This is a genomic window from Endozoicomonas sp. OPT23, from assembly GCF_009653635.1.
In the GTDB taxonomy this organism is placed as follows: Bacteria; Pseudomonadota; Gammaproteobacteria; order Pseudomonadales; family Endozoicomonadaceae; genus Endozoicomonas_A.
The window spans coordinates 1-24,612 of the sequence record NZ_PPFD01000010.1; the positions used below are offsets into that span (position 1 = coordinate 1).

Below are 24,612 nucleotides of genomic sequence, written 5' to 3' on the forward strand. Positions count from 1 at the left end.
GCGAAGAACTTTTCTTGGTCAGCGGCGGCGCATTCTACCGTGTCAGCCGTTGTTGTCAATCGCTGTTTTCGTTCTCTTTATTAGGAGAGGAAAGAAGCATTTGATAACTGCCTAACTGGCTGCTCGTTAAGAGCGATGTGCCGTTGAGGTGGCGAACTATACGCAGTTAAGTGGGGTGTGCCAACCCTCGGTTAGCACTTATTTGGATCTTTCTTTAATAAGGCGATCAGGCTCTGCTGAAATCAAACGCGAGTACATCAGATATGTTTCGTGTTCCCAATATCAACATTAATAATCGATCTATTCCCATGGCCACACCAGCGCAGTCCGGCATCCCCTGCTTCAGGGCATTCACCATTCGCTGATCATGGGGGTAGTCCTTTCTGTTCAACTCTTTCCTTTTATCTCTTTCCTGCTCAAATCTGACTTGCTGCTCATCGCCATCCGTTAGCTCGTGGTATCCATTTGCCAGCTCAACACCATTTATAAAGAGTTCGAATCTGGCAGCTACCTTTTCACATTCTTTATTAGTATGCAGTTTCGCCAGTGCCGACATGCTGGCCGGATAGTCGTAAACAAACACACCATTAAGCTGGCTGTTTCCTTTTATACCCAGATTTGGCTCAACCACTGTTGAAAACAACAGATCGAGACAGTCATTCTTTTCCAGATCGCAAAGGTGCCTATCAACATGCTGCTGAACCAGCTCGTTAAGTTGCTGGATTGTAGCTTGATGAGGGTTAACACCAAGATAATGAATAAACACTTCTCTATAACTGAATCTGCTCTGCTCAGAGAAGTCAGTTACTCTTGCTAGCAGGTTACTGAGGTCGCTCATTAACTGCTGTTGATCCATACCAAGTCGGTAATACTCAAGCATGGTGAATTCAGGGTTATGCCGCCCTCCCGCTTCTCCGTTCCGAAATACTTTTCCAAGAGAGTAGATATCACCACTTCCTGAAGACAGCAGCCTTTTCATGGGGAATTCAGGTGAGGTCTGAAGGTAATAATCAGCTGGCAGTCCACCATCTGGCAGAAATTCGGCCTTGAAGCTTTCTATATGTAGATCAACAGTCGCCGCAGCAGATAATAGAGGGGTTTCAATCTCAAGAACGCACTGCTCGTCAAAATATTGGCGGATTGATCGATACAGATCAGCACGCCTTTTCAGGTTCATCAGATCAGCCGAAGGCATCCAGTCGTCAACTTGCATCTCGCTACAGCTCCAGACAGGCAATTATCAGAAAAGTAATTTCTATACTGGATGGTTAGAAGTCACTCCACAAGGAAGTCATCATGATGAGAGCCGTATTTGCCAGTTTTATTGCCTGCCTATTTTTGATATCCGACTCTGCCGAAGCCTGTCATGAGAGAGGTCACAAAGGGCACCATAAGGGGCATCATAAAGGTCATCATGGCTGCCAAGGCCGCCATCACGGGCCTCCACCGCACCACAAAAACACTTGCACTATTCCAGACAATATTTATCGGTCTCAGCCATTTCAATTTGGTGATGAGTCCCACATATTCTCTGTCTATATGCTGCATGGCAGGCCTGCCTTCCACCTGTCAGCCTTAAGAGATCTGTCGAATGTCAGTGATGACAGAGAGTTTTATGCGCGTCCAGGACCAGGGCATAGAAAGGGTCGGCTTCATGGTGGCCACCCACCTCCTCACCATAACTGGAACCACCCACCTCAGGATGGGTTCGAATTTTCGCCACCTCCAAGACCAAAACCTGCCTGCGATGGAAGTAACATTTCATTTAAGTGGGGCGGCGAAGCAGGAAAGAGCGTTCCCGCTTTCTTTAAAGGGCAAGCTGAGATGGCCTATATAGATGGTTCTATTGTTGGTTACACGGCTCTGACAACAGATCGATCAACTTCTGTTCCAATACAGATCACCTTAACGCCAGTATTTCCGATGGGGCAGTAATAAAAAAGGGCTGCACGCTGGCAGCCCTTTTCGATCATCAAAGCAAAGCTTACTTCACTCGACCCACATACTCAGCAGTACGGGTATCAATCTTCAGCATTTCACCTTCAACAATAAACAGTGGCACTTTAACTGAAGCACCCGTGCTTAGTTTGGCTGGCTTGGAGCCGCCCTGAGCAGTATCACCTTTCAAACCAGGATCGGTTTCAACAACCTGCAGTTCTACAAAGTTAGGTGCAGAGACAGACAATGGGTTGCCATTATAAAGAGTCACTGTGTACTCTCCCTGCTCTTTCAACCAGTTGATAGTATCTCCAACGGCCTCTTTTGAAGCGGCATGCTGCTCAAAAGAGCCATCTGTCATCATGAAATGCCAGAATTCACCGTCGGTATAGAGGTACTCCATGTCATAATCCATGACATCAGCTGCTTCAAGGCTTTCACCGGACTTGAAAGTACGTTCCCAGACACGGCCATTCATCAGGTTACGGAATTTGACGCGGTTAAAGGCCTGACCTTTACCTGGCTTAACAAATTCATTTTCGATAATGGCGCAGGGATCTCCCTCCAGCATTAATTTCAGACCTGAACGGAACTCGTTGGTGCTATAACTAGCCATCAGACATTACCAGCAAAAATGTAAACCTCTATGATAACCTGATCCGCTTCCGGTGTGCAGACTGACAATTCAATTGACTGACCAATGACGAACCAAATAGCTTCAGATATAAATTCAAAAACCTGGCAGGAGCAGCTGTCAACAGCTGTCAGCCACCCTTCCGAGTTACTGGCTATTCTTGATCTGCCGGGGGGACTTCTGGCTGGCGCTCTTAAAGGCGACGCTGAATTTAAAACTCGCGTTCCTTATGCCTATATATCCCGTATGGAATCCGGTAACCCAAACGACCCTTTATTAAAACAGGTCTTGCCGGTTGATGATGAAACGCTGGATGTATCCGGTTTCACCATGGATCCACTTTCCGAACAGGACAGTAACCCTTCTAATGGCGTGATTCATAAATACAAAGGGCGCCTGCTGCTGATTGTCAGTGGTGCCTGCGCCATTAACTGCCGTTTCTGTTTCAGAAGACACTTCCCTTATGGTGACAACCAGCTCGCTGGCGAAAGCTTTCAACAAGCCATCGACTATATAAAGAAGCAAGAAGATATCCATGAAGTGATTCTCAGCGGCGGAGACCCTCTGGCAGCGTCAGATAAACGTCTGAAAAAGCTTGTTGAAGCTCTAGCTGAAATAGAACATCTGAAAACCATTCGGATTCATACACGGCTTCCTATTGTGATTCCTGACAGAGTCACTGCTGAAATGCTGAACTGGTTAACTGGCACACGACTGAAGCCGGTTATAGTTGTGCATACAAATCATGCCAGCGAAATAGATAACAACGTCGCTTCTGCTTTAAGAAAGTTAAAGCGGTCCGGTGTCACGCTGTTGAACCAGACTGTGTTACTGAAAGGAATTAATGACAGCGCAGATGCTCTGGCCAACCTCAGCCACAAACTGTTTCAGGCTGACGTTTTACCTTATTACCTTCACCTTCTGGACAAGGTAAAGGGCGCCGCTCATTTTGATATTAGTGAGCAAAAGGCACAGAACATTGTGAGAGAGCTGATGGCACAATGCCCTGGGTACCTCGTACCCAAGTTAGTAAGGGAAATTGCCGGAGAACCTGGAAAAACGTCAATATCAGTTTGATTTTAATGGGGCGCGAAGCGTCCCTTGCTTTCAGGACAACAGTCCGGATTGAGCATGGTACTGAAACTGGCTGAATCCTGGTGAACTGGACACACATTCGAGAAGTTGCCCCTTTCTGACCTTGTCATCGTAGAGAAGTACAAACCTTAAGCCTCCGCGGAAAGTTTCTCTGGGTGTGATCAATGTCGGCTCACTGTTTACAGCAGGAACTTTCGGCACCAAAAACGCGTGTTGATACTCCCGCTCATTTCCACCCTTCTTTCTGGGTACAATAACGCAAGGCTTGGAACCGGAAGCTAACAACTCCAATCCCATTTCAAGGTTTCTTACCCCTTTTACCTGAGTCCATCGAACGGTTGCCAGCATCCAGTCCTTTCGGCCTTTTTCTCGCACTGCAACCAGCTCCCCCGAACGCAGCTGGTTCTGGGTCAATACGGGTGCACTGAGGCAGTAGCCACCAGCACAGGTATTGACGATATTGCATACATAGATCGGGTGATGCTGCTTGATAACTTTTTTCTTTCTTGGCACAGCAAACTCTATCGGCATATCTGCCATAAGAGCACTACTGCTATTACCCACACCATGAGCCATTGACCAGACATCGTGTTTATCCGGTGAAAATTGATCCATCTCATCGGCAGGATCAGCAACCTCTGCCAGATAGTTTTCAAGACTCTGTTCGCCATTCAAATGGTAAAAAACAGCTTCAAAGCCAACACAGATTTCAATCCCCCCTGCAGCAGGAACTCTCCGGTGCTTACGTCCTGTGGACAGGTTCCAGGCTTCAACGAGATGCTTCAAAATTCTATCGGGTAAAGAGATACTGCGCTTATCACTTGGAATGGCTGCTAACTTTTTAATCTTGTCGTATAAAAAGGAAGCATCCAGTACAAGAAGGTGCCTGTCGTCTTCAGTATTAAACGAGTTTGTGAAAGACAGGCCAACATCCGAATCCAGGTCAGTGATAAAGCAAGAGCTATGATTTTCCATAGCGACTAACTGAATATGCTGTACCCAGTGAGCAAGCGCTCTATTAATCAACCGTATATCCTGATAACTGAGTTGATTATGTCGTGAACGACTGAGCAACAAAGACCGCTTATAAATCTCTTCTATCGACAGGATCTTGTCTCTGGAAACCGTTTTGTCTTCCAGTTTAAAACCCTCAATCTTCAGGGCTTTAGCCTGTTTGTATTGCAGGTGAACTTCATGCCACAGGCTTTCCGGAACAGGCTGGTGACGGGTATAACAAAGCATTAGCAAGGTAGTGCTATCGGCCATAGCACGATGCAAGGCTTTTGCAGGCAATGCCTTGTCCTGCTCTGGCTGTTCTTTTGCCGATTTAACAATAGCCTTGTTGACCATTTGCAGGCTCATTAATGCCCGCTGAGTCTGCTCAAATACCAGATACTGTTCTTCAGTCAGTATGTCTATGACATTAAGCCTGCGAGTCAATAAGGTATAAGATACCGCTCGGAATTTTTCTACCAGAGACCAGCGTTTTTCAGCATTAAGATCTATCCAGACAAGCTCATCAAGAGCGTCACAGAGATAATTGAGAGCAGCAAGAAAATCGATTTTAAGAAGTCTGGTCAACCAACCTCGAAGTTCTGATTCTGTTGCAGTACTAAAATTCAGGGGTTCCACTTCTTTATATTCAGATTGCTGCATTATTCTCTGCCCCCTGTCATTTCAGTTATCTAAACACCATTAGAACAACTGTCTGACATTTCGAAAATACGTAGTAAGTGAGTCGCTACTATGGTTTTTCATGTGACCCACTTCACAAAACCACTAATTTTATGGAGTACTCTTAGCTCCTTACTTAAGCTATAAACGGCATAAAACAGTAATAAATTAAATAAATCAGCAAAAGACGTGGTCTGGATTATTTACGACGGCCGTCATAAACTGACTAGCGACTTAAAAGGTAAAACAAGTCAAACACCTTTAAGGGTTATGTATTCAGGAAGATAACATGAACTCGCAGATTGAAAGGATTCAACTGCAGCCGCCTGAACCGACACTGGATAGCTTGTCATTCTGTCAAAGCACCCCAGAAAGTGTCAGGGACTGGTTGAATCAGCAAACCAAGCGAAATCAACACTGTTTTAACCAGCTTCATAGTGCTCTGGTTGAAATTTCACAACTCAAGACATCTTCAGTGAACCGGTGGGAGCTGATAGAGCTGCTTCGCTCTGAAGTTTATCTGCTAATCAATAGCATCTTGCTCGAATGTAAGTGTCAGCAAGAAAATTCGGATTGTATCAATCAGCCCATTCGACTGCTAAGAGCTCTGGCTGACTGCTATAAAGCTGTCCTCAGTGAGGTTTCGAACACATCTATTCAGGTAACAACAGACGCACTGCCTGCATCACTTCATCGCTGTATGACAGAGCTTGCTCAAATACTCTACCTGACCCCTGTTACAGCTCATACCAAGGGATTATGGCGTGAAATGCATCAGCTGTTTCAACTGGCTGTCAAAAATGATGTCACTCGCTACACATTGTCTGATAGCACGGTAATCAAGACTCGTCAGCTGTCCATCGTTGATGTATACAAAAGGGCTTTGCTGCTGAGTAAGACAGAGAGCTTTTCTTTTCAGGAAATCAAGCTGATCAATAAGGCTCTTTGTCTGTGGGTTCCACACACACGACTGACGTCTTCCGATAAAAGTAACAGTTATTTTATTGTTGACCTGAATTCAGACTCGGGCCTTCAGTTTAATCACCCTTCGAGACATTCAAAAACTGGTCTCCAACTGTCTTTGGATGTACGTGTACTGATAGCACATCTCAGAAAACTAAAGACAAGTTCAGCACAACAACAAAGCTCTGTACTACCACCTAAGCTCATTAGCCTTCTACTAAAAAAATGGGGGGTCACTTCACAACGTACATTCAAACGTTACCCCAATAGCATTAACTGTCAGATACATCTGGGTTTTGAGGCTATTTATCAGGCTTTATCGAAAGCCAGTAAACGTACTGAGGCTACATCTGTGGCTGCGTCTCTGGATAATTCTCAGGCAGATTCAGAAGATATATGGTCATCCGCTTACGATGCAGCCCCTGCCAGCAGTATCGGGAATGCTAACCCTGATAGCATAGAATTCAAGTTTTCTGGTCTTTACTCTCGTAAAGAGCTCCACCCTCTACAAGCCAAAACGGTAAACAGTTCTGCAAACGGCTACTGCCTTATAATGGATGTAAATGATTCAGACATGTCCAAACCTGGAACTCTTATTATCATTCAGGAAGAACGGCAACAGCGCTGGTTGCTTGGTTTTATCAGGTGGAAAAAATCAGCACAAAACAAGCTTATTATGGGTGTAGAGCTTACTTCCGCTGAAGTAAGCCCCTGTCAAATCAGTCCGGTGACGAAAGTATCCTCTGAGCTGAGTTTCAGTCCGGCTATTCTGGCCTCTCCAGCGGATAAGCCTTCGCCAGTGCTTTTCTGCAATGAAGTTTTACAGAATGGCATGAAGTTTTTTATCAGGAACAAAAACGAGACTCAGCGAGGGGTAACAAAAGAAGTCTTCCGGCATAACTCAAAAGTGTCGATGATTAACTTCAGGTTACTGGAAGAGCCTGTTTTGAGTTTGTAGTCAGTTTGATACATCAGGCAAAGAGTATAAGAACAAACCTTGGTATTATTGTCCCATAATCCGAATACCTGAAGTGCCAATTCATGAACAATACGACAAGGCCCGTTCGATTACTGACTCTGGAAAAGTCCAGAAATGACGCTGAGCGATGGGTAAAGCTGTTCCGAGCAGCCGGAAAACCTGCCCGTGTACAACAGATCAACTCTGTTGAGGAACTGGAAGAAGCTCTGGTTACAGGCCTTTGGGACCTTCTTCTGAGCGTAGAAGAAACACCTATGGTTAGAGCGGATCAGGCCATAGCCTGCATCAAGCGACTCAAACTCGACGTTCCTGTCATCCTGTCAGTCGAAGAAAAAAATTCTGAAGTCGTCAAACATTGGCTGGATCTTGGTGCTGCAGACATTATTCACACTAATCATGAAGAACATATGCTGCATGCCATTCTTCGTGAGATCACGAGCCTGGGGTGTCGGGAGCAGATTCTTGGTCTGAAGAAAAACCTTCTAGACACCGAGCAACGCTGTCAGCTACTCATGGATAATGCCAGTCACGCCATTGCCTACGTCCATGAAGGCATGCATATCGATGCCAACCAACCTTATCTGGAATTGTTCGGTTACAACGACCCTGATGACCTCGCAGGTATGCCATTGATTGACATGGTGACTTCTGGTGATCAACCGCTATTTAAGAGTTTGATCAAACACTTCAAGCCAGGACAGGAACAGCCTGCTGTTAACTGCCAGCTGATAGATACCAGTGGTGACAGCTTCGAAGCGACAGTCATTCTGTCCGAAGCAGTTTTTGAGGATGAGCCTTGTGTTCAGGTCCTGGTAAAGGCTGCGGCACAACCAACCAATCTGTCATCTCCGTCAGAGAGCCTACCCACTCTTTCCCGTAATGAGTTTCTTGCTCAGCTGGAGTCGGGAGACCAGGCACCAGAGATTCTGGCTTACCTGCAACTGGAAAACTACGACGAAATACGGAAGAACACAGGTATAGAGGGAAGCATCGCTGTTCAGGATACTCTTCTTGAACTACTCGCTTCTCAGCTTACTGAAAGTCAGGTGGCACATTACGGTGATGAGGTTTACCTGATCGCTGTCAATCAGAATGAACTGGCCGCTTTAACGCCTTTACTGGGGACTATTGATAAAGCTCTGATCAGCGCTGGTTCTCAAACCATTTATACGACAGCAAGTATCGGCCTGGCAGAGAAAAGTCAGGACGACAGTGAAAAGAACTTTCTGGAAAGGGCTCAATTTGCCTGTCAGCTTGCTATCGAGCATGGTGGCAACCGCATCGAAACTTTCTCTCAAAAGGCTATTGATGTTAAGAAGGCCAGTAACGGTGACATGCTGGCCTTGATTCGTCAGGCTCTTGAGAATGACAGTTTCAGGCTGACATTCCAGCCCGTTATCAGTGTTACCGGTGAAGGGTTAAATTACTACGAAGTACTGCTTCGCATGCTGGATCAAAACGGCAAGGAAATTCCAGCAGCCGAGTTTATTGCTTCAGCAGAAGAAAGCGACATGATGCCGTTTATCGATCGCTGGGTAGTTCGTAACGCTATCAAACAACTGGCGAAAAAGTTTCGCAAAGGCGACAACAGTCGAATGATGGTTCACATAAGTCAGGCGAGCCTTGAAGACAAGGCGTTTGCCGAACAGCTGGCCAGACTCTTAAGTGCTGCTGAATTGCCAGGGCACATGCTGACTCTACAGATGACGGAGCGCATGGTTCAGCAACACCTGAAACAGGTCATAAAGTTTGTAGAACAACTTAAACCGCTTGGTTGCAAGTTTGCCATGGTTCAGTTCTCCGGTGAGCCCCGCTCACTGAAGGTTCTGGAGCACTTGGATATCCCGTTCGTAAAACTGGACTCTTTGTTTACTGAAAAGCTGGAACGCAATGATGACTCTCAGTTGAAAAAGGTTTCCAACAATCTCAAGAAACTCAACAAAGTCATCATTATGCCAAAGGTTGAAAGCGCCCAGACACTCACCAGCATTTGGCAGATGGGCGTGGATTATGTTCAGGGTTACTATCTACAACCGCCTATGGAATCGATGACATACGATTTCAGCAGTTAATAAGCACACAAGCATATGAATTCATACATTCTTTGTCCGCCGGAGGCCGGCAGAGAATGATTTAATATTCAATTGCGTGCATCTACAAACTAAAGCCTTAACTGTGTATATCTCATCAGAAACAGGCCTTTGAACAAACCTGTTTCTGACTACCTTCTAAAGCACAACCATCTGAACATTGTCTGGCAGATCACCCTGATCATGGGTCACCATCACTACCGGAATATCCAGCCCTTTTACCTGTTCAAATACAAAACGTCTAAACTGCCCCCTCAACTCAGGGTCCAGCTTTGAAAAAGGCTCATCCAGCAGCAAAGCTCTAGGCTCTGAAAGCAATGTTCGCATCAGACTGATTCTGGCTCTTTGCCCTCCCGATAAGGTGGCAGGGTTTTTATGACCAATATCCGGTAGCTGGCAATCCAGCAAAGCCTTCTGAACCTTCTCTTCTCTGCTTTTTCCTTTGTAGGAAACAGGCAGCCCGAACTTCAGATTTTCAGTCACGGTTAAGTGCGGAAAAAGCAGATGATCCTGAAGCTGTAAACCAACTCGCCGCTGATATGCCTGCAGTGATGAAATATCCTTACCATCGAGCAGTATCTGACCACTAGAGCTAAACGACGAGCTTAGTGTTCCACAAAGAAAATCCAGTATCGAAGATTTGCCACAACCACTTGGCCCCATGATGCCCAGAACCTGCCCCGGTTTGGCAACAAAACTGAGCTTCTGGACCAGCGGTTTTCCTGCTAGCGAGAGGCACAGTTCACTTACTTCCAGCGTCATATAAACCTCCTGCTTAATTTCCACTCTCTCAACTGCCAGCGCCCCATAAAAGTAAACAGTGCATAAATCAGCAAAGGCAAAAGCATCTGAACCAGAGCATAGACACCAATCAGTCGACGATTACCACTGGCAGCCAGTGCCACCGTTTCTGTTGTAACAGTTGTTACCCGGCCTGCTCCGGCAAAAACTGTTGGCAGGTATTGAGCAATACTGACGGCAAAGCCTAAGGCAAAACTGGCCAACACGGGTTTCAGCAAAACACGGCTCTTAACCTGAACAAACGCTTTTACTCTCGAACCAGACAATAGCCACGCCTGTTTAGAGTGCCGATCATCATAGTAACGCCAAGGTCCGGACAAGCTCAGATAACAGTAAGGCAGTACAAACAAAAGATGCATGAATACGACTGAGAACCAGTACCCCTCCACATCCAACCTGATCATCCATACCTGAATACCAAACAGGAATGTCAGTTGTGGCAGCAATAGAGGTAAATACATCAACCTGCTCAGTAATTTATTGGTTCGCTTACCTGCCTCCAATAACAGAATGGCTATAACTACGCCTAAAGCTGCTGACACAAGCCCAATTATCAGTGAATTCCATAGAGGCTCAGACAGCTGCGGCCAGGCTCTTTCCCAACTCCGAAATGACCATTTTTCAGGCGATAGTGAAGGAAATCGCCAGCGCCAGGCAAACGACCAGACCAACAGCATCAGTACACTACCAGCGAAGCTGATAACGGTTACTTTCCAGCTGAGAACAGCAATACGATTCCAGACTTCACCTAAACGACCTCTATGGCCATTAGTCAGCCAGCCAGAAATATGGCCAGCTCCTTTCTCCACAAGATACAGAACTGAAATCGCTGTCAGCACGATCAACATTAACAACAGGCTGCCTGCGGAGGCCAGTGACTGAAAATCAAGGTCAGGATTTCGAAACCAGTTCAACACCTGAACAGCAAAGGTCGGAGGCGTTGAAGGCCCCATAACAATAGCGATATCTACAACAGACAGAGAAAAAACGAGCACGGTCAGCAGTGAAAAACGAATCCTTTTATACAACTGTGGCCAGATGATTTTTACCCAAACCATCCAGGGCTGATAACCAAGAGCAAGACCCGTTCGTAAACTGTCATTCACAGGTATCTGGTTCACTGCAGCCATCAGCATCAACACCAGAAAAGGCGCTTCTTTCAGGGCAAGAATCAACATAAGGCTGATACCAGCCGGATCCTGAACCGTTTCCCAGCCTGGAGGGGAAGTCCACCCTGTCAGAGAGGCCAGCATTCTGGCCAGCATACCTCCAGGCATGATCAGAAATGAAAAACCAACCGCATAAGCAACATGAGGTGCAGCGAGAATCGGCGATAGCCAGCGTTCAGCCTGCCTCCACCAACGTTTATTCCAGGCCGCACTGACAAACGAGAAGGCAAGAATAAGAGAGAGGAGTGTTGCACCTACACCTGACGTAAGAGTCAGAGCCAGCATTTTGGCAAGACCCGGCGTTTCAATTAAATGTCGCCAGGCATTCAGGCTGAACTCATGATGACCAAGTTCAGGGATATAGCCGAAAGCAGGTAAAAAAGCACCGCTGACACCAACGACCACTGGTGCTAAAAACAAAACTGCGACAAGTGTCGCAGCATGTTGTTTCATCAAAGAAACTGAATCACTCATCAACTCGTTCACTGACGATAGCGCTTCTGCCACTCTTGCTCCAGAGCTGCTACCCAGGAACTATGCGGTTCAGGAAGTACTTTACCCAGTTTCGCAGCACTCAATGTCGCCACACCAAGAGGCAGTTTGTCGAAACTGTTTCTATCCTGACTATCCAGTTTACCCATAGACAATACTGTTGGGTCACCCCAGACTTCAGGGTTAGCCTTGCGAGCCTGTGCTTCGGGAGACATCAAGAAGTTAATGACCACCTGAGCCCCCGCCTTGGCTTTTGCGTTGTATGGGATAGCGAGGAAGTGAGTATTACCAACCGTACCCTCTTCATGAACATAGGTTCTGACGGTTTCCGGCAGTTCGCCACCAGCAATCGCAGAGCTTGCATAGGATGGATTAAACGTCATAGACAGCATGATTTCACGGTCATCCAGCATAGGTGTCAAAGCCAGGCTGCTCTTTGGAAAGGCTTTACCTTCACGCCACAAGCTAGGGTGTAGCTTATCGAGATAAGCCCAGAGCGGAGCGGTTACCTTTCCAAAGTCCGCTTTATCCACAGAAGACGTTAACGTAGTGGTATCTTCACTCAACTCCAGCAATAGCTGCTTCAGAAAAGTAGTACCGATAAAGTCAGGTGGCAGCGGGTAAGTAACCCGACCAGGATTTCTCTGGGCAAAGGTCAGCAGATCGCCAGCACTTTGAGGAACCGCCTTCACCTCATCCTGATCATAAATAAAGACCAGTTGAGCCATACCCCATGGCGCTTCCAGACCATTTACCGGTTCACCAAAATCCAGCTCTGTGGTGGGTTTTTCTGCAGCATCAATGAATTTATAGCTAGGCAGGTTATTGGTGAATGGTCCGTAAAGCAGATTGTTTTGCTTCATGGATTTAAAGTTCTCACCATTAATCCAGACCATATCGACAGAGCCATTCTGGTCACGCCCGGCTTTCTTTTCAGCAAGAATACGACTTACGACATTTGCCGTGTCATCAACCTTTACCTGTTTCAGGTTAACGCCGTAACGGGACTTAATTTCTGAAGCAGCCCAGCCAATATAGTCGTTTATCTGCTGGCTGCCGCCCCAGGCATTAAAATACACCGTCTGGCCTTTAGCCTGAGTCTGTATCTCTGACCAGGGCATTATTGCTGATGTAGATGCTGCAGATACAGGTGCTGCAGCAGAGGCACTGATAGCAAAACCTGCAGATAGGCTTGCAGCCAGTAAAGTCTGTCCAAATTGTTTTTTCATCATTATTTCCTGACCTTACCCGTGCAAGGCCCTGATTTCTTTTTCACTGAGTCCCAGCAAATACAAAGCGCTGTCCAGTCCCAGTGTTGATACGGAATAATTGGCTTTCTGTCGAACCAGTGGTTTAGCGTGAAATGCCACCCCTAAACCTGCTTCAGCCAGCATTAATAGATCATTGGCACCATCACCGATAGCTATCGTCTGATCAAGTTCGATGCCCTCGTCTTTTGTCAGCTGGTTCAGCAACTCAGCCTTTCTTTCAGCGTTAACAATCGTACCTTTTGCGACACCGGTCACCTTACCATCAACAATTTCCAGTTCATTGGCGTAGATATGATCAATACCCAGCCTGTTCTGAAGATACTCTGCAAAGTAGGTAAACCCGCCGGATAAAATAGCTGTCGTATAGCCCAGCTTATTCAGGCTACTGATCAGCCGTTCTGCGCCATCCATGATGATCAGGTTATCAGCGATTCCAGCCAGTACTGACTCATCCAGACCTTTCAGCATGGCCAGACGTTCACGAAAGCTCTCATTGAAGTCCAGTTCTCCACGCATGGCTCGTTCAGTGATTTCAGCCACTTTATGACCAATTCCGGCTTCATCAGCCAACAAATCAATGACCTCGGCCTTGATCAGGGTAGAGTCCATATCGAATACAGCCAGACGACGATGACGGCGGTAAACAGACTCTTGCTGAACAACCACATCCATGGTTAATTCAGTCGATGCTTCCAGCAGAGCTTTCTTCAACTGATCAGTATCCAGAGAGATCGCTTTCGCCTGAAACTCCAGACATGATGAGATACGTTTCTTAGCGTTTTCCGGATTCAGAGCGCCATCATTTGTCAGATCCTTAGCGCCGGTAATGATGGCACCGTGCTCTGCAAGAACCTGATTGACTCTTACAACCTGTTCTTCGGTGACTTCCTGCGATAACAGCGTCACTGCATATTTTGTCAGTTCTGAGCCTGCTACAGAAATTTCAGAACTGCAGGTCAGCTGATGTTCATCACAAAGGGCGCAGAGCTTTTCCACAACAGAAGCAGCTGTTTCCTGAGCAGGTACTGACAGCTGTGCAGAAAAGAGCAGAGTGTCGTGATAAACCGACTGATCAAGCTTTTCCATGCTCAATTCGTGGCCTGCTACTGCTTGTGTAACAGCAGCAATAAGGCCCCTGGATTCCGGCCCGGTAATGTTGATCAGAAGAGTATGGCTCACAGTACACCTGAATTGTTATGGTTTTGGCTGCGGCTATTGTAGCGAATGCGGCAGGTGATCTGAACGATAGAGCTGTTTCAAATGGTTAGATAGCCATAAAGGGAGACCTGTTATTCGTCGTTATGAGTTACGATCAGGTACTATTGAAACAATCGTCATTCAAATTTTATCTCAGGAGATTCGGCCTTGCCTTCGCCGAAAACATTCAGCTATCGGCTGTTTAAACAATCCAATGCTTTCTCTTTGCGGATTCAGCTGATGTTGCTGTTCGGCTTTTTCTTTTCAGCATTGGCCATTTCAACCTGTTTTCTTGTTTACAGCCAGATGAAGTCTGCCAACGATCATCAGGCTGACACTATTGGTAACCTGCTCAGCTCGCAGACTGCCAAAGCTGCAACCAATATGATGGTGACGGGAGACCGACTGGGACTGAGCGTTCTTCTTGGACAACTGGTACAAAATCCTTATGTTGCCCGTGCCGCTATTTTCAGTATTGATAACCGTGAGATAGCCTCTGCAGAAAGCGACAAGATTGGTAAACGTGGCGAGTCCTTCTCTTCTCCTGTTCACTATCAGGATGTCATAGCCGGCTATGTTCGCCTGCAACTGGACGAGAAACTATTACGACAGAACCCCAACGATGCGCTTACTCTAATCATTGGCATCAGCGGAATTATGCTGCTGTCAGGATTGCTGCTGATTCATGTCTATGTGTCAGGAATGGTTTCACAGGTGTCGCTGATCGAACGTCAGTTACACACTATTCTTCAAGCGCCTGCCAATCAGAAACACAGCCGTAATGAGTTGGTCAGACTGTCCGCCCTGGTCGAACAACAGCTGACTGAAAAGATGCGACAAAGCTCAGTGCCCGAACAGGCTGAAGAAGAGGAAAAGGAAGAAACGGCTGCCATTGTCAGTATTCGAACCAAAAACCTGAACCGTCTGCGTCAGCTACTTTCTCCTAATGACCTAGTCACTATTGTTGAGACTCATATCGATGCCATTGAACGAGCGGCGGATGAGTATGAGGGTGAGATCAGCTACACACCAGACGGCACCTGTTTTATACGTTTTAGCAGCCTGGACAGTGACAGTTTTGCCGTAAATGCTTTGAGCTGTGCGCTGTTGGTTGAGTATTTGAACCGTGTTGTAGATGAGAAAAATATTGCCAGCCTTGAGATGGGGCTTGGCTTCTGTCTCAGTGACGGGATTCTTGATTTCCCTGGCGAAGAGCATCCATTCCAGTCTGACAGTGCTGCAGGTAACGCCATGATGTTAGCCAGTCTGCCTGATATTAATAAGGTCTACATGCTCAGGGAGCAGCTGAACTGGTTGCCGAAAATGCCGGAAGTCAAAGCATTCCAGGAAGATGAAGACATTGTTGAAGTGGTTCATCTGGATAATGAACAAACTAAAGCCATTCAACAGCAGGCTTACGATATCAGTCGGGATATGGAGAGAGCTTAAGGAAAGAATTTAGATAGTAATAGGGGCAGAGAAACGTTTCTCTGTCCCTTTAAGCGTTTACAGCCTCATTTCAATGCCACGGTCAGCCATATACTTTTTAGCTTCCGGAATAGAGTATTCACGGAAGTGGAAAATACTGGCAGCCAGTACTGCATCAGCCTTTCCTTCTTTCACACCATCTACCAGATGATCAAGATTTCCTGCGCCACCTGATGCAATAACCGGAATATCAATGGCTTCAGAAATAGCTCTGGTCACACCAACATCGTAGCCATTCTTAACACCATCCTGATCCATACTGGTCAGCAGAATTTCACCGGCACCCAGCTTTTCCATCTTCACAGCCCATTCAACCGCATCCAGCCCGGTTGGCTTACGACCACCATGAGTAAAGATCTCCCAACGATCCGGCTCACCCACCAGACTGACTTTCTTGGCATCGATGGCAACAACAATACACTGAGAACCAAAACGATCCGCTGCTTCCTGAACAAACTCAGGATTAAAGACCGCTGCCGTATTGATACTGACTTTGTCAGCACCGGCATTCAGCATGGTACGAATATCCTCAACCTTGCGAATTCCGCCGCCAACGGTCAGAGGGATAAAGACTTCACTGGCCATACGTTCAACGGTATGCACAGTCGTATCACGTTCTTCATGGCTGGCAGTAATATCCAGAAAGGTGATTTCGTCAGCACCTTCTTCATTATATCGACGAGCGACCTCTACAGGGTCTCCGGCATCACGAATGTCTACAAACTGGACGCCTTTTACTACCCGACCATTCTCAACATCCAGGCAGGGAATTATTCTTTTCGCTAAACCCATGACAATCTCTCTTTAGCACACACTCTGCAGTACCAAACGCTTAAACGTCCGGAACTTACAACTGCTTCAATTCACGAAACGGAAACAGAGTGGGTAACGGTATTCTTCGCCACTGCTGGCTTTCAGGCCTGCCCGAATAACAATAATAAGCAGGGCAATAATGGCGAAGGGAACCAAAGGAAGCAGCAGAAACCCCACCAGCATCACTTTCAACATGACCCAGATCGCGACAAAAATGGCGACAGAAATCTGAAAATTCAGCGACTCTCTGGCATGCATGGCTACAAACGGTGATGAATCACGTTTGTTAAGCCAGATCAGCAGGGGGGCAACAATATTCATTCCCGGAATCAGAAACCCCGTAAATGAGAGCAGATGGGCCAGCATGGCCAGATTCTTTTCATCTGGTTCAGGTGTTCTCATCAGTTCATACAGGGGATCTTTTTCCATGATTTATCTCCAGCTCTCAGGGATTCCATTCCAAAAAGTTCTGCAACAGTTTCAAACCATTATCGGCACTTTTTTCCGGATGAAACTGCACAGCAAAGATATTGTCTTTGGCCAGAGCTACATCGAAATCCACATGGTAATGACACTGGCCGACAGCCATTGAGTCATCTTCCATATGGGCGTGATAGCTGTGAACAAAGTAAAAGCGGGAATTGTCTTCTATTCCCTGCCAGAGTGGGTGTTGTCGATGCTGCTTCACTGGGCTCCAGCCCATGTGCGGCACTTTCAATTTCTCACCCTTTTCATCTTTCAGGTTGCGACCAAAAAACTTCACTTTACCCGGTAACAAACCAAGGCAATCAACGCCGCCGTTTTCTTCACTGTGATCCAGCATAACCTGCATGCCGACACAGATGCCCAACAATGGTCGGCCGCTTTGAATAACTTCCCGCACTACTTCATCAACACCTTTGTGCCGAATTTCAGCCATGCAATCACGAATAGCGCCAACGCCTGGTAATACCACATGGTCGGCTTTCTGAATGACTGACGGATCAGAAGTAACAACAACCCGAGTATTCGGACTGGCAACGTGCTCCAACGCCTTACTGGCAGAGTGAAGGTTGCCCATACCGTAATCAATCACTGCAACGGTATTCATAATGCTTTACTCCGTACTGCAGAATTGATCAGAGTGAACCTTTGGTAGAAGGCATCTGTCCAGCCATACGTGGGTCCAGCTCCAGAGCCATTCTCAAAGCACGGCCAAAGGCTTTGAAAACAGTTTCAATCTGGTGGTGAGCATTACGTCCACGAAGGTTATCAACATGCAGGGAGACATTGGCATGGTTGACGAAGCCCTGGAAGAATTCATAAAACAGGTCAACATCAAAATGGCCGATCATGGCACGAGTGAAATCGACGTTGAATTCCAATCCCGGGCGACCGGAGAAGTCGATAACCACTCTTGAAAGTGCTTCATCCAGTGGCACATAAGAGTGGCCATAGCGAGTGATACCTTTCTTGTCGCCCAGTGCTTTGGAAAATGCCTGGCCAAGAGTGATACCAATGTCTTCAACGGTGTGATGATCGTCAATTTCATTATCACCGTCAGCCTTGACGGTGATATCAATCAAACCATGGCGGGCAATCTGGTCCATCATATGATCCAGAAATGGCACGCCCGTATCGAATTGGCTCTTGCCAGTTCCATCCAGATTCACATCCACACGGATACGGGTTTCCAGCGTATTCCTCTCAACACTGGCTTTGCGCTCGGCCATGGTTTTCTCCGCTTCTTCTTATGATCAGCCTGTAAAGCAGGCAGCAATAAGTCTGTAGACATACTTAATTGAGCATTTAATCGCCATTTGCCCGCATTTAGCGGGCAAATAACTTAAATTCGCATGTCTCAGATACTTTCTGCGCATTATACGTATGCTTCAGGAGTCAGGCGAGCATTCTCAATCAGTCTTCCCTGATTCGATCGAAGAGTCCTCCTTCCAGCTGCTCCAGAAGCTTGTCAACTTGTGGTCGTTTTGCAGTCACCAATTTGGCAACTGGTCGCTCACGATCATTATTCCAGTGCTCAGACCAGGCATAAGTACTCTTTACGCACTGGTTAGCAAACTCAGGCAAGTTGAACTGTTTAGCCTGCTCGATACACCCGGTTAGAAAAATATCGACTTCTGACTGTTGAATCGGAAATTTACTGGCCGCTTTACGATTATTTGGTTTTTTTACCGTATATATCCAGAACTGGCCTCGATCGGGCAGTTTCTCCGAAGTCATGCTTTGAAGCTTTCGCGGGTCAATTTTTTCCCGACAGGTGATGAGATCACCTCTATCAATCGAAGAAATAACACCGCTTGTAGAATGCAGCAGCAAGCCATTAAATTTTTTTCCAGGCTCAGCTCTCACCGCCAGCATTGTTCGTTGGGGAGGCCTGTTAAAATTCCTGCCAAACCAACCCCGCTCATACCCTCGAACCCAGACGGGAAACTCTATTTCCGACTTATTGAGTTTTTTATTTCTGGCTGCCGTTTGCATCAGGGAACCAACGGCAACGATGTACTGTGGCTCCTTTGAATCTATTGTGGGGAAGCACGACTGCTCAGCCCAGCCCAGATTAGCGGTTGCTGCCCCAAAAACAGAGCAGGTAATAACAACCGCCTTGCCAATATTCTTCTTCAGCCGCTCCGAAACCAGCATTGTACCCACCTCTAGATCAGTACCGACATGAAACGCAGAATCGGTGTCAGATAACAGGAAAAACCAGTTCACATAATAGTCGTTAAATGCTGTGCCATAGTTATTCCCTTTCAGCTCACCTTAGGTAACCTGAAGATGGCTGCTTCCTGGCTAGTGCCCCTGATAAAACTTCTCCTCTCAGCGGAAAATCAGTACTCATTAGCTTTGTATATGTATGGCGGATCCTGCCAGAACTGCACGTTTATGGAGCAAATATGCACCACTGCCAGCCAGACCCTGACCGAGTTCGAGCGAGCTGCATGCCTTGAAGCAAAAGACCGGAAGGAATTGCTGGCGTTCAGCCAGTCTCACGTCCAGTTACCTGAGGAAAAAAATCTGGCACCTTTTCCTCTGATTATTCTACTTTCGGGCAGTTCAGGAACGTTCACCAATAGCATGCAAGCAAGAAGGGAGTACTGGCTTAAGAAAAACTATGCCGTGATGATTCTGGACAGTTTCACTGAAACAAGGGTCATTGATTATTGTTTTGGCGATAAGAAATTCTGCGTCGATTATGATCAGGCTCTCATCGCACAGAGCAACAACCAGACTCTGGCCAGTTTACCTGAGGAGACTCATCACAAGGCCCATCTGAAAATGCTGGAAGCTGTTACCAACGGCTATTACCTCCTGCCTGCGGAACGAATAGCTGACCTGCATCTGGCACTTGATCAGGCACGGCATCATCAAATGATTGATCACGACAACATTCATCTGATCGGTTTTTCACACGGTGGTACGGTTATTCTCGATGCGCTGACGATGGAAGCCATCGGTGAAGTACCACCAACGATGAAAAAGAAATCGCCATCGCCTCTGGCGGGTATACGCTCAGTCAGTGTCAACTATCCCAACTGCGGTGTTGGAACTTACTTCAACCAGCATCAAATAATACCGGAACATATTCCAGTATTTATGGCCATCGCATACCACGATGAATTTGTTAATCCTTCTAGATGCAAACACATTGCTAATCGTATTGAAGCGTATGCACCAGCTTACGGATGGAATCTAAACTCAATGCATCCCTTTACTCTGAAGACTTATTACAACCGTCATGCGTTTGATATGCAGGAATACAGTGAAGCCTATGACGCTACCGCAGCCAGAGATTTGCAACAGGCTACCTATGAATTTGTTAGCAGTCACAGTAAAAAACAGCAAAACCAGTAATTCAGACACCACTACATTTAGTATTGTCTGATTATTTATTGCACAATACTTGCAATTATTTTTCAAACCTGATTAGTTTAAAGCAATGATCTTCCAGATCATTAAATGATCAGAAGGATCTGACTCATGTCTGGTTCAGAGCTGTTTAAGGATAAACCGCTCAGGATTGGGGTTGTTGCTTCCCTGACGACGCTCACCGTATTTTCTGCGGAGGCTCTCCTATTGCCTCCAAAACCGCTGACACTCAGTTCTTCATGGGATTGTCAGGCTGGGCCTAATAGCGACTGGCTCTGTCGAAAAGATCAGGCTGAAGAATACAGTCAATCTCTCGAAACAGTTTCAGTCAGCAGGCAGCAAGAGAACTTGAAGCCCGCCTTTGACCTGCCCGAGTACCAGCCAGAAAGACCGGCTCAACCAGCCTACAGGTCTCAGCCAAGAGCCGCTCAACCTACTTATTACAGTCAATCTGATTATGCGACACCAGCTGTTCATAACCAGCCTCGCTACAATGAAAAAAGCTACAGCCAGAACGGCTCAAGAGAAGCCAGTTATGGTAGAAACAACTACGCCGCATCGAATCAACCTCAGCCCTCAGAAAACAGGATGCTGCAGTTATTAAATGCAGGGCATGGCAGTTATGTTGTGCAATGGCTGGCTACCAATAATCAGGATTCCCTGAAACAACTTCAAAATCGTTTTCCTGTTCTCAGAAATGCAGCCATTGTTCCCTATAGGCGCGCCAACAAAACCTGGTTTGTTCTGCTTGATGGCCCTTTCCAGAATCGCGAACACGCCATGAGTGCATTAAACAGCCCACCAAGGCTGTTCATTGCCGACAAGCTTTATCCATGGACGCGTTCTATGGCCAGTATCCAGAAGCTGAACCTGATAATGCCGGGAGAAATCCAGCAACCCGGCTATGACCAGCCAGCGGTTGCTCAACAGAACCCTTACCTGCGTCAACAATACATAGAACAAAGGCAGTATGCCGAGCCTGTCAATCAGTCAAGCGACCGACTGTTTGCCAGTATTGCTCCGGCTTATCCACAGGTGAGAGAACCAGAACCACAGAACATTGATTACAACTCGGACCCGTTTGCAACTGTTGAACAGCAATATCAGGACCGGGATCAGTCTACCTACGGCTCAGATCGTTACCGGAACAGAACCTCTGATCAAAATTACCGATACGATTCAAAACAACGGTCATCTTCAAGAGTCAGAGATAGAGCCAGATCGGATGACCGCTCCAGAGCACGTTATCAAGCCAAGCGTTACCGCAGGGATGATAATTCAGACTCCGGCTATTCCAGCAGAAAGAGTCGGTTCAGAAACAATGACAGAACAGAAAACTACGACAGTAGCATTCTGAATGCGCCTGATGGCAGCTATACCGTTCAATGGTTGTCTGGCCCAAGAAGAATGTCTCTCGAACGAGCCAAGCGACGTTATTCCTATCTCGCCGATGCCGAGATTATTCACTATAAGAAAGGAAAACGCAGCTGGTACATGCTGGTCAGCGATACCTATCTCAGTAAATCAGAAGCCGTGTACGCTCTGGATAATCCAAAACTGTCGAGAATGGCAACGAGCCTCTCTCCAAGAGTCAGGCCGGTCAATCAGGTTCGGGTTATGGTCAGGGGAAGAATTGAAAAGCAGAGCGTTAGAAAAGTAACTGCTTCCAGCCCGCTGAACAATATAATCAGAGGCCCTTCAGGCACTTATACCATTCAGTGGTTTGCTGCCAATAACCCAAGTGCTATTCAAAAGATGAAGCAGCGCTTCCCGGAATTAAACTCTGCAGTCACTGCCCACTATCGCAAGAACAACAAAGACTGGTATGTTCTCCTTCAGGGACAGTTTACCAGCAGCAGGGATGCCATTGCTGCCATCAAGTCACCTCAGCTGCAGGATGCAGTCAGGGTACTGCACCCATGGACACGGCCAGTTAATTCACTGAAGAAGCTGCAGGTTCAGGATAGTTAATTATTCCCTCCCAACTGGTAAACTCTTTTCATCAACAATAATTGCTCGTTAAGCCCGCAGGCCTACTCCCATGAACCGCATACTCAAACTGTTCGCCTCTATTCTGGCAGGACTGGTTGTAATTACCGTTGCCGCAGCCCTTATTCTGCCCAAAGTAATAGATCCGAATGACTACCGAAGTGACATAAGCAAAGCCGTACATGATAGTACCGGACTGCAACTGGCGATTGACGGGCCTATAAGCTGGTCGGTATTTCCATGGTTGGGACTGTCTCTGGAAGACGTCAATGTAAAAGGTTCAGACAACAGTCAGCTGGCAAAACTGGGCGCAGCAGAAGTCAACGTTAAGCTATTACCTCTGCTGGGTATGAAGGTAGAAGTTAAAACAGCACACCTGAAAGGACTGGAACTTGATCTGGTCAAAAATAAAGATGGCCGTGGCAACTGGGAAGCTCCTGCAGCCGTTACAACTGCTTCAGCACCCAAACCTGCTGAGAAATCCGAGCCAGCCTCTGGCTCAGCTCCTGCTCTGAATCTCGACATTTCCAGTGTTTCTGTCGAAGGTCTGGTTCTTCGTTATAAAGACCTGACTTCAGGTCAGAGCTACACCATTGACCAGGCCGGTCTGGAAACTGGCGCAATTCGCAGCGCCCAGCCTTTTGATTTCAACCTTCAGGCACGTGTTAACAGCAAGCAAGATAAGCTGACGCTGATGACACAAGTCAGCGGTATGCTGACGGTTGATTTGAATAACGGTAAGTTTGCACTGAATAAACTGAAAGCATCGGCCACACCAGCTGGAAAGAACTCTGAAACCCTGCAACTGACAGGACAGTTCGACGTTAATCAGACACCTCTTAAAGTGTCCGGTAGTTTGAATGTTACCGAGTTCAACCCAGGCAAACTGTTAAAGCAACTCAATGTTGAACTACCGGCCATGGCGAACGAAAAAGCCATGAGCAGCCTTTCTTTCAACAGTCATTTCAGCACTGATGGTAAAAGCTTCAATGCTGACAAACTGGACCTGACTCTCGACGCTTTCAATATCAACGGTCACTTCAAAGTCCTTGATCTTGAAAAGCAGAACATGGTCTTTCAGTTTAAAGGTAATGAGCTGAACCTGGATCACTACCTGCCACCAGCAGCACAACCCGTTGCCGCATCAGAGCAGAGCAGCGAGCAAAAAACTGAAACTGCAAAGGCTTCAGGCAGTTCGTCTACACCAGCAAAAGCCTCTGCTTCGGCAAAAGAACAGCCTCTGATTCCTGAAGCCATGCTGCGCTCATTGAACATAAAGGGCTCACTGGAACTGGCCGCTTTAACCGTTGCCAAGCTGACTTTTGACAAACCAACGGTTGAGATCAATGCAGCCAACGCGCGTGATCGCGTTAAGCTGACTTCCGGTTTCTATCAGGGCACCATCAGCCTGAACACTCTTGTGGATGTTCGTACTGTTGGAACACCAAAGATTGATACCAATGCAGCCCTGAAAGGTATTAATCTGCCCTCTCTGGCAACGGTAATTCCAGCTTTGAAAACCGTTGAAGGTGACGTGAACGCAGACCTTAATGTAGCTACCAGAGGCCAACTGCTCAGTGTTCTGACCAGAAACCTGAACGGTAAAGTCGATTTCGGCATCGCAAAAGGCGCTTTCACCGAAGCTAACTTCGACAAGATGGTTTGTGAAGGTATCGCCAAAGTACGTAATAAGAAACTGACCAAAACCGATTGGGGCCAGGCGACGCACTTCACCAGACTGGGTGGCAGTTTTGTCATTAGAAATGGTGTAGCAAGCAACAAAGACCTGGCAGCAGCTCTGTCTAACCTGAGCCTGAAAGGTGATGGTGACGTTGACCTGGTGAACCGCAAACTGGATTACCATCTGGGCCTGAATATCAGTGGCAGCAGTTCAGAAAACAGCGACCCTGAATGTCAGGTGAACGAAGACTATCGGGACGTAACCTGGCCTGTTCGTTGCCACGGTGTGATCGGGCAGCAACAATGCGGCATTGATACTGAAAGGCTGGGCAACACCATTGCAGCCTTACTGAAACAGGAAGCCAAAAAACGCATTGAAAAGGAACTGGAAGACAAAGCCGGTCCTTTGAAAGATGTTCTTAAAGGCCTTTTCAAGTAATTCACTTCTGCCCCTCTGATAAGGGGAAGGTAG

General features: G+C 46.8%; 20 protein-coding genes. 8 read left to right on the forward strand and 12 right to left on the reverse strand.

Annotated features, from left to right (window positions below; translation table 11 throughout):
- Positions 1 to 226 precede the first annotated feature (226 nt).
- The gene (epmA, locus tag EOPP23_RS20865; RefSeq protein WP_153767936.1) at positions 227 to 1,213 is read right to left on the reverse strand and encodes an EF-P lysine aminoacylase EpmA; all 987 of its coding nucleotides are present in this window, start codon (positions 1,211 to 1,213) and stop codon (positions 227 to 229) included.
- Between the two features lie 83 nt (positions 1,214 to 1,296).
- Here epmA and EOPP23_RS20870 point away from each other — a divergent pair, with 83 nt between their 5' ends.
- On the forward strand, positions 1,297 to 1,935 hold the full coding sequence (locus tag EOPP23_RS20870; RefSeq protein ID WP_153767937.1) for a hypothetical protein: 639 nt from the start codon (positions 1,297 to 1,299) through the stop codon (positions 1,933 to 1,935).
- Positions 1,936 to 1,984: 49 nt separating this feature from the next.
- On the opposite strand, the gene efp is transcribed toward EOPP23_RS20870, so the two are convergent.
- Positions 1,985 to 2,554 (reverse strand): elongation factor P, encoded by a 570-nt coding sequence (efp, locus tag EOPP23_RS20875; RefSeq protein WP_153767938.1) that lies wholly within the window; start codon positions 2,552 to 2,554, stop codon positions 1,985 to 1,987.
- Between the two features lie 84 nt (positions 2,555 to 2,638).
- On the opposite strand from efp, the gene epmB reads away from it, so the two are divergent.
- Positions 2,639 to 3,649, forward strand: coding sequence for an EF-P beta-lysylation protein EpmB (epmB, locus tag EOPP23_RS20880; protein WP_153767939.1), 1,011 nt, complete (start codon positions 2,639 to 2,641; stop codon positions 3,647 to 3,649).
- Positions 3,650 to 3,679: 30 nt separating this feature from the next.
- Here epmB and EOPP23_RS20885 read toward each other — a convergent pair whose 3' ends face one another.
- Entirely contained in the window at positions 3,680 to 5,323 is a 1,644-nt protein-coding gene (locus EOPP23_RS20885; protein ID WP_153767940.1) for a hypothetical protein, read from the reverse strand.
- Between the two features lie 307 nt (positions 5,324 to 5,630).
- Between EOPP23_RS20885 and EOPP23_RS20890 the strand changes: the two genes are divergently transcribed.
- Entirely contained in the window at positions 5,631 to 7,262 is a 1,632-nt protein-coding gene (locus tag EOPP23_RS20890) for a hypothetical protein (RefSeq protein WP_153767941.1), read from the forward strand.
- An 83-nt stretch (positions 7,263 to 7,345) separates the two neighbouring features.
- Positions 7,346 to 9,355 carry a sensor domain-containing phosphodiesterase gene (locus tag EOPP23_RS20895; protein ID WP_153767942.1) on the forward strand — a complete coding sequence of 670 codons (2,010 nt, stop codon included), beginning with the start codon at positions 7,346 to 7,348 and terminating at the stop codon, positions 9,353 to 9,355.
- Positions 9,356 to 9,511: 156 nt separating this feature from the next.
- Here the strand turns inward: EOPP23_RS20895 and EOPP23_RS20900 are convergent, their stop codons facing one another.
- From EOPP23_RS20900 to serB, 4 genes are read right to left on the reverse strand one after another with little or no spacing between them, the layout of a single operon-like run.
- A complete protein-coding gene (locus EOPP23_RS20900; RefSeq protein WP_153767943.1) occupies positions 9,512 to 10,135 on the reverse strand; it encodes an ATP-binding cassette domain-containing protein in 624 nt (207 codons plus the stop codon).
- Positions 10,132 to 11,850, reverse strand: coding sequence for an ABC transporter permease (locus tag EOPP23_RS20905; protein ID WP_153767944.1), 1,719 nt, complete (start codon positions 11,848 to 11,850; stop codon positions 10,132 to 10,134). The genes EOPP23_RS20900 and EOPP23_RS20905 overlap by 4 nt, the downstream gene beginning before the upstream one ends.
- Positions 11,826 to 13,067 (reverse strand): ABC transporter substrate-binding protein, encoded by a 1,242-nt coding sequence (locus EOPP23_RS20910; protein ID WP_228550826.1) that lies wholly within the window; start codon positions 13,065 to 13,067, stop codon positions 11,826 to 11,828. The genes EOPP23_RS20905 and EOPP23_RS20910 overlap by 25 nt, the downstream gene beginning before the upstream one ends.
- A 12-nt stretch (positions 13,068 to 13,079) precedes the next feature.
- Positions 13,080 to 14,285 (reverse strand): phosphoserine phosphatase SerB, encoded by a 1,206-nt coding sequence (serB, locus tag EOPP23_RS20915; RefSeq protein WP_370514848.1) that lies wholly within the window; start codon positions 14,283 to 14,285, stop codon positions 13,080 to 13,082.
- 186 nt (positions 14,286 to 14,471) lie between these two features.
- On the opposite strand from serB, the gene EOPP23_RS20920 reads away from it, so the two are divergent.
- Positions 14,472 to 15,752 (forward strand): hypothetical protein, encoded by a 1,281-nt coding sequence (locus tag EOPP23_RS20920; RefSeq protein WP_153767945.1) that lies wholly within the window; start codon positions 14,472 to 14,474, stop codon positions 15,750 to 15,752.
- 57 nt (positions 15,753 to 15,809) lie between these two features.
- Here EOPP23_RS20920 and hisF read toward each other — a convergent pair whose 3' ends face one another.
- The 5 genes from hisF to EOPP23_RS20945 all read right to left on the reverse strand — a co-directional run bounded on the left by hisF (position 15,810) and on the right by EOPP23_RS20945 (position 19,244).
- On the reverse strand, positions 15,810 to 16,583 hold the full coding sequence (gene hisF, locus EOPP23_RS20925) for an imidazole glycerol phosphate synthase subunit HisF (RefSeq protein WP_153767946.1): 774 nt from the start codon (positions 16,581 to 16,583) through the stop codon (positions 15,810 to 15,812).
- Positions 16,584 to 16,649: 66 nt separating this feature from the next.
- Positions 16,650 to 17,033: a DUF4870 domain-containing protein gene (locus tag EOPP23_RS20930; protein ID WP_153767947.1), complete on the reverse strand. Its 384-nt coding sequence runs from the start codon at positions 17,031 to 17,033 to the stop codon at positions 16,650 to 16,652.
- Positions 17,034 to 17,049: 16 nt separating this feature from the next.
- Positions 17,050 to 17,694, reverse strand: coding sequence for an imidazole glycerol phosphate synthase subunit HisH (gene hisH, locus EOPP23_RS20935; protein ID WP_153767948.1), 645 nt, complete (start codon positions 17,692 to 17,694; stop codon positions 17,050 to 17,052).
- Positions 17,695 to 17,722: 28 nt separating this feature from the next.
- Positions 17,723 to 18,316, reverse strand: coding sequence for an imidazoleglycerol-phosphate dehydratase HisB (hisB, locus tag EOPP23_RS20940; protein ID WP_153767949.1), 594 nt, complete (start codon positions 18,314 to 18,316; stop codon positions 17,723 to 17,725).
- Between the two features lie 184 nt (positions 18,317 to 18,500).
- The gene (locus tag EOPP23_RS20945) at positions 18,501 to 19,244 is read right to left on the reverse strand and encodes a hypothetical protein (RefSeq protein WP_153767950.1); all 744 of its coding nucleotides are present in this window, start codon (positions 19,242 to 19,244) and stop codon (positions 18,501 to 18,503) included.
- A gap of 135 nt (positions 19,245 to 19,379) precedes the next feature.
- Here EOPP23_RS20945 and EOPP23_RS20950 point away from each other — a divergent pair, with 135 nt between their 5' ends.
- The 3 genes from EOPP23_RS20950 to EOPP23_RS20960 all read left to right on the forward strand — a co-directional run bounded on the left by EOPP23_RS20950 (position 19,380) and on the right by EOPP23_RS20960 (position 24,579).
- Positions 19,380 to 20,456, forward strand: coding sequence for a dienelactone hydrolase family protein (locus tag EOPP23_RS20950; protein ID WP_228550827.1), 1,077 nt, complete (start codon positions 19,380 to 19,382; stop codon positions 20,454 to 20,456).
- A gap of 126 nt (positions 20,457 to 20,582) precedes the next feature.
- Positions 20,583 to 22,442: an SPOR domain-containing protein gene (locus EOPP23_RS20955; protein ID WP_153767952.1), complete on the forward strand. Its 1,860-nt coding sequence runs from the start codon at positions 20,583 to 20,585 to the stop codon at positions 22,440 to 22,442.
- 70 nt (positions 22,443 to 22,512) lie between these two features.
- Positions 22,513 to 24,579, forward strand: coding sequence for an AsmA family protein (locus tag EOPP23_RS20960; RefSeq protein ID WP_153767953.1), 2,067 nt, complete (start codon positions 22,513 to 22,515; stop codon positions 24,577 to 24,579).
- Positions 24,580 to 24,612 lie beyond the last annotated feature (33 nt).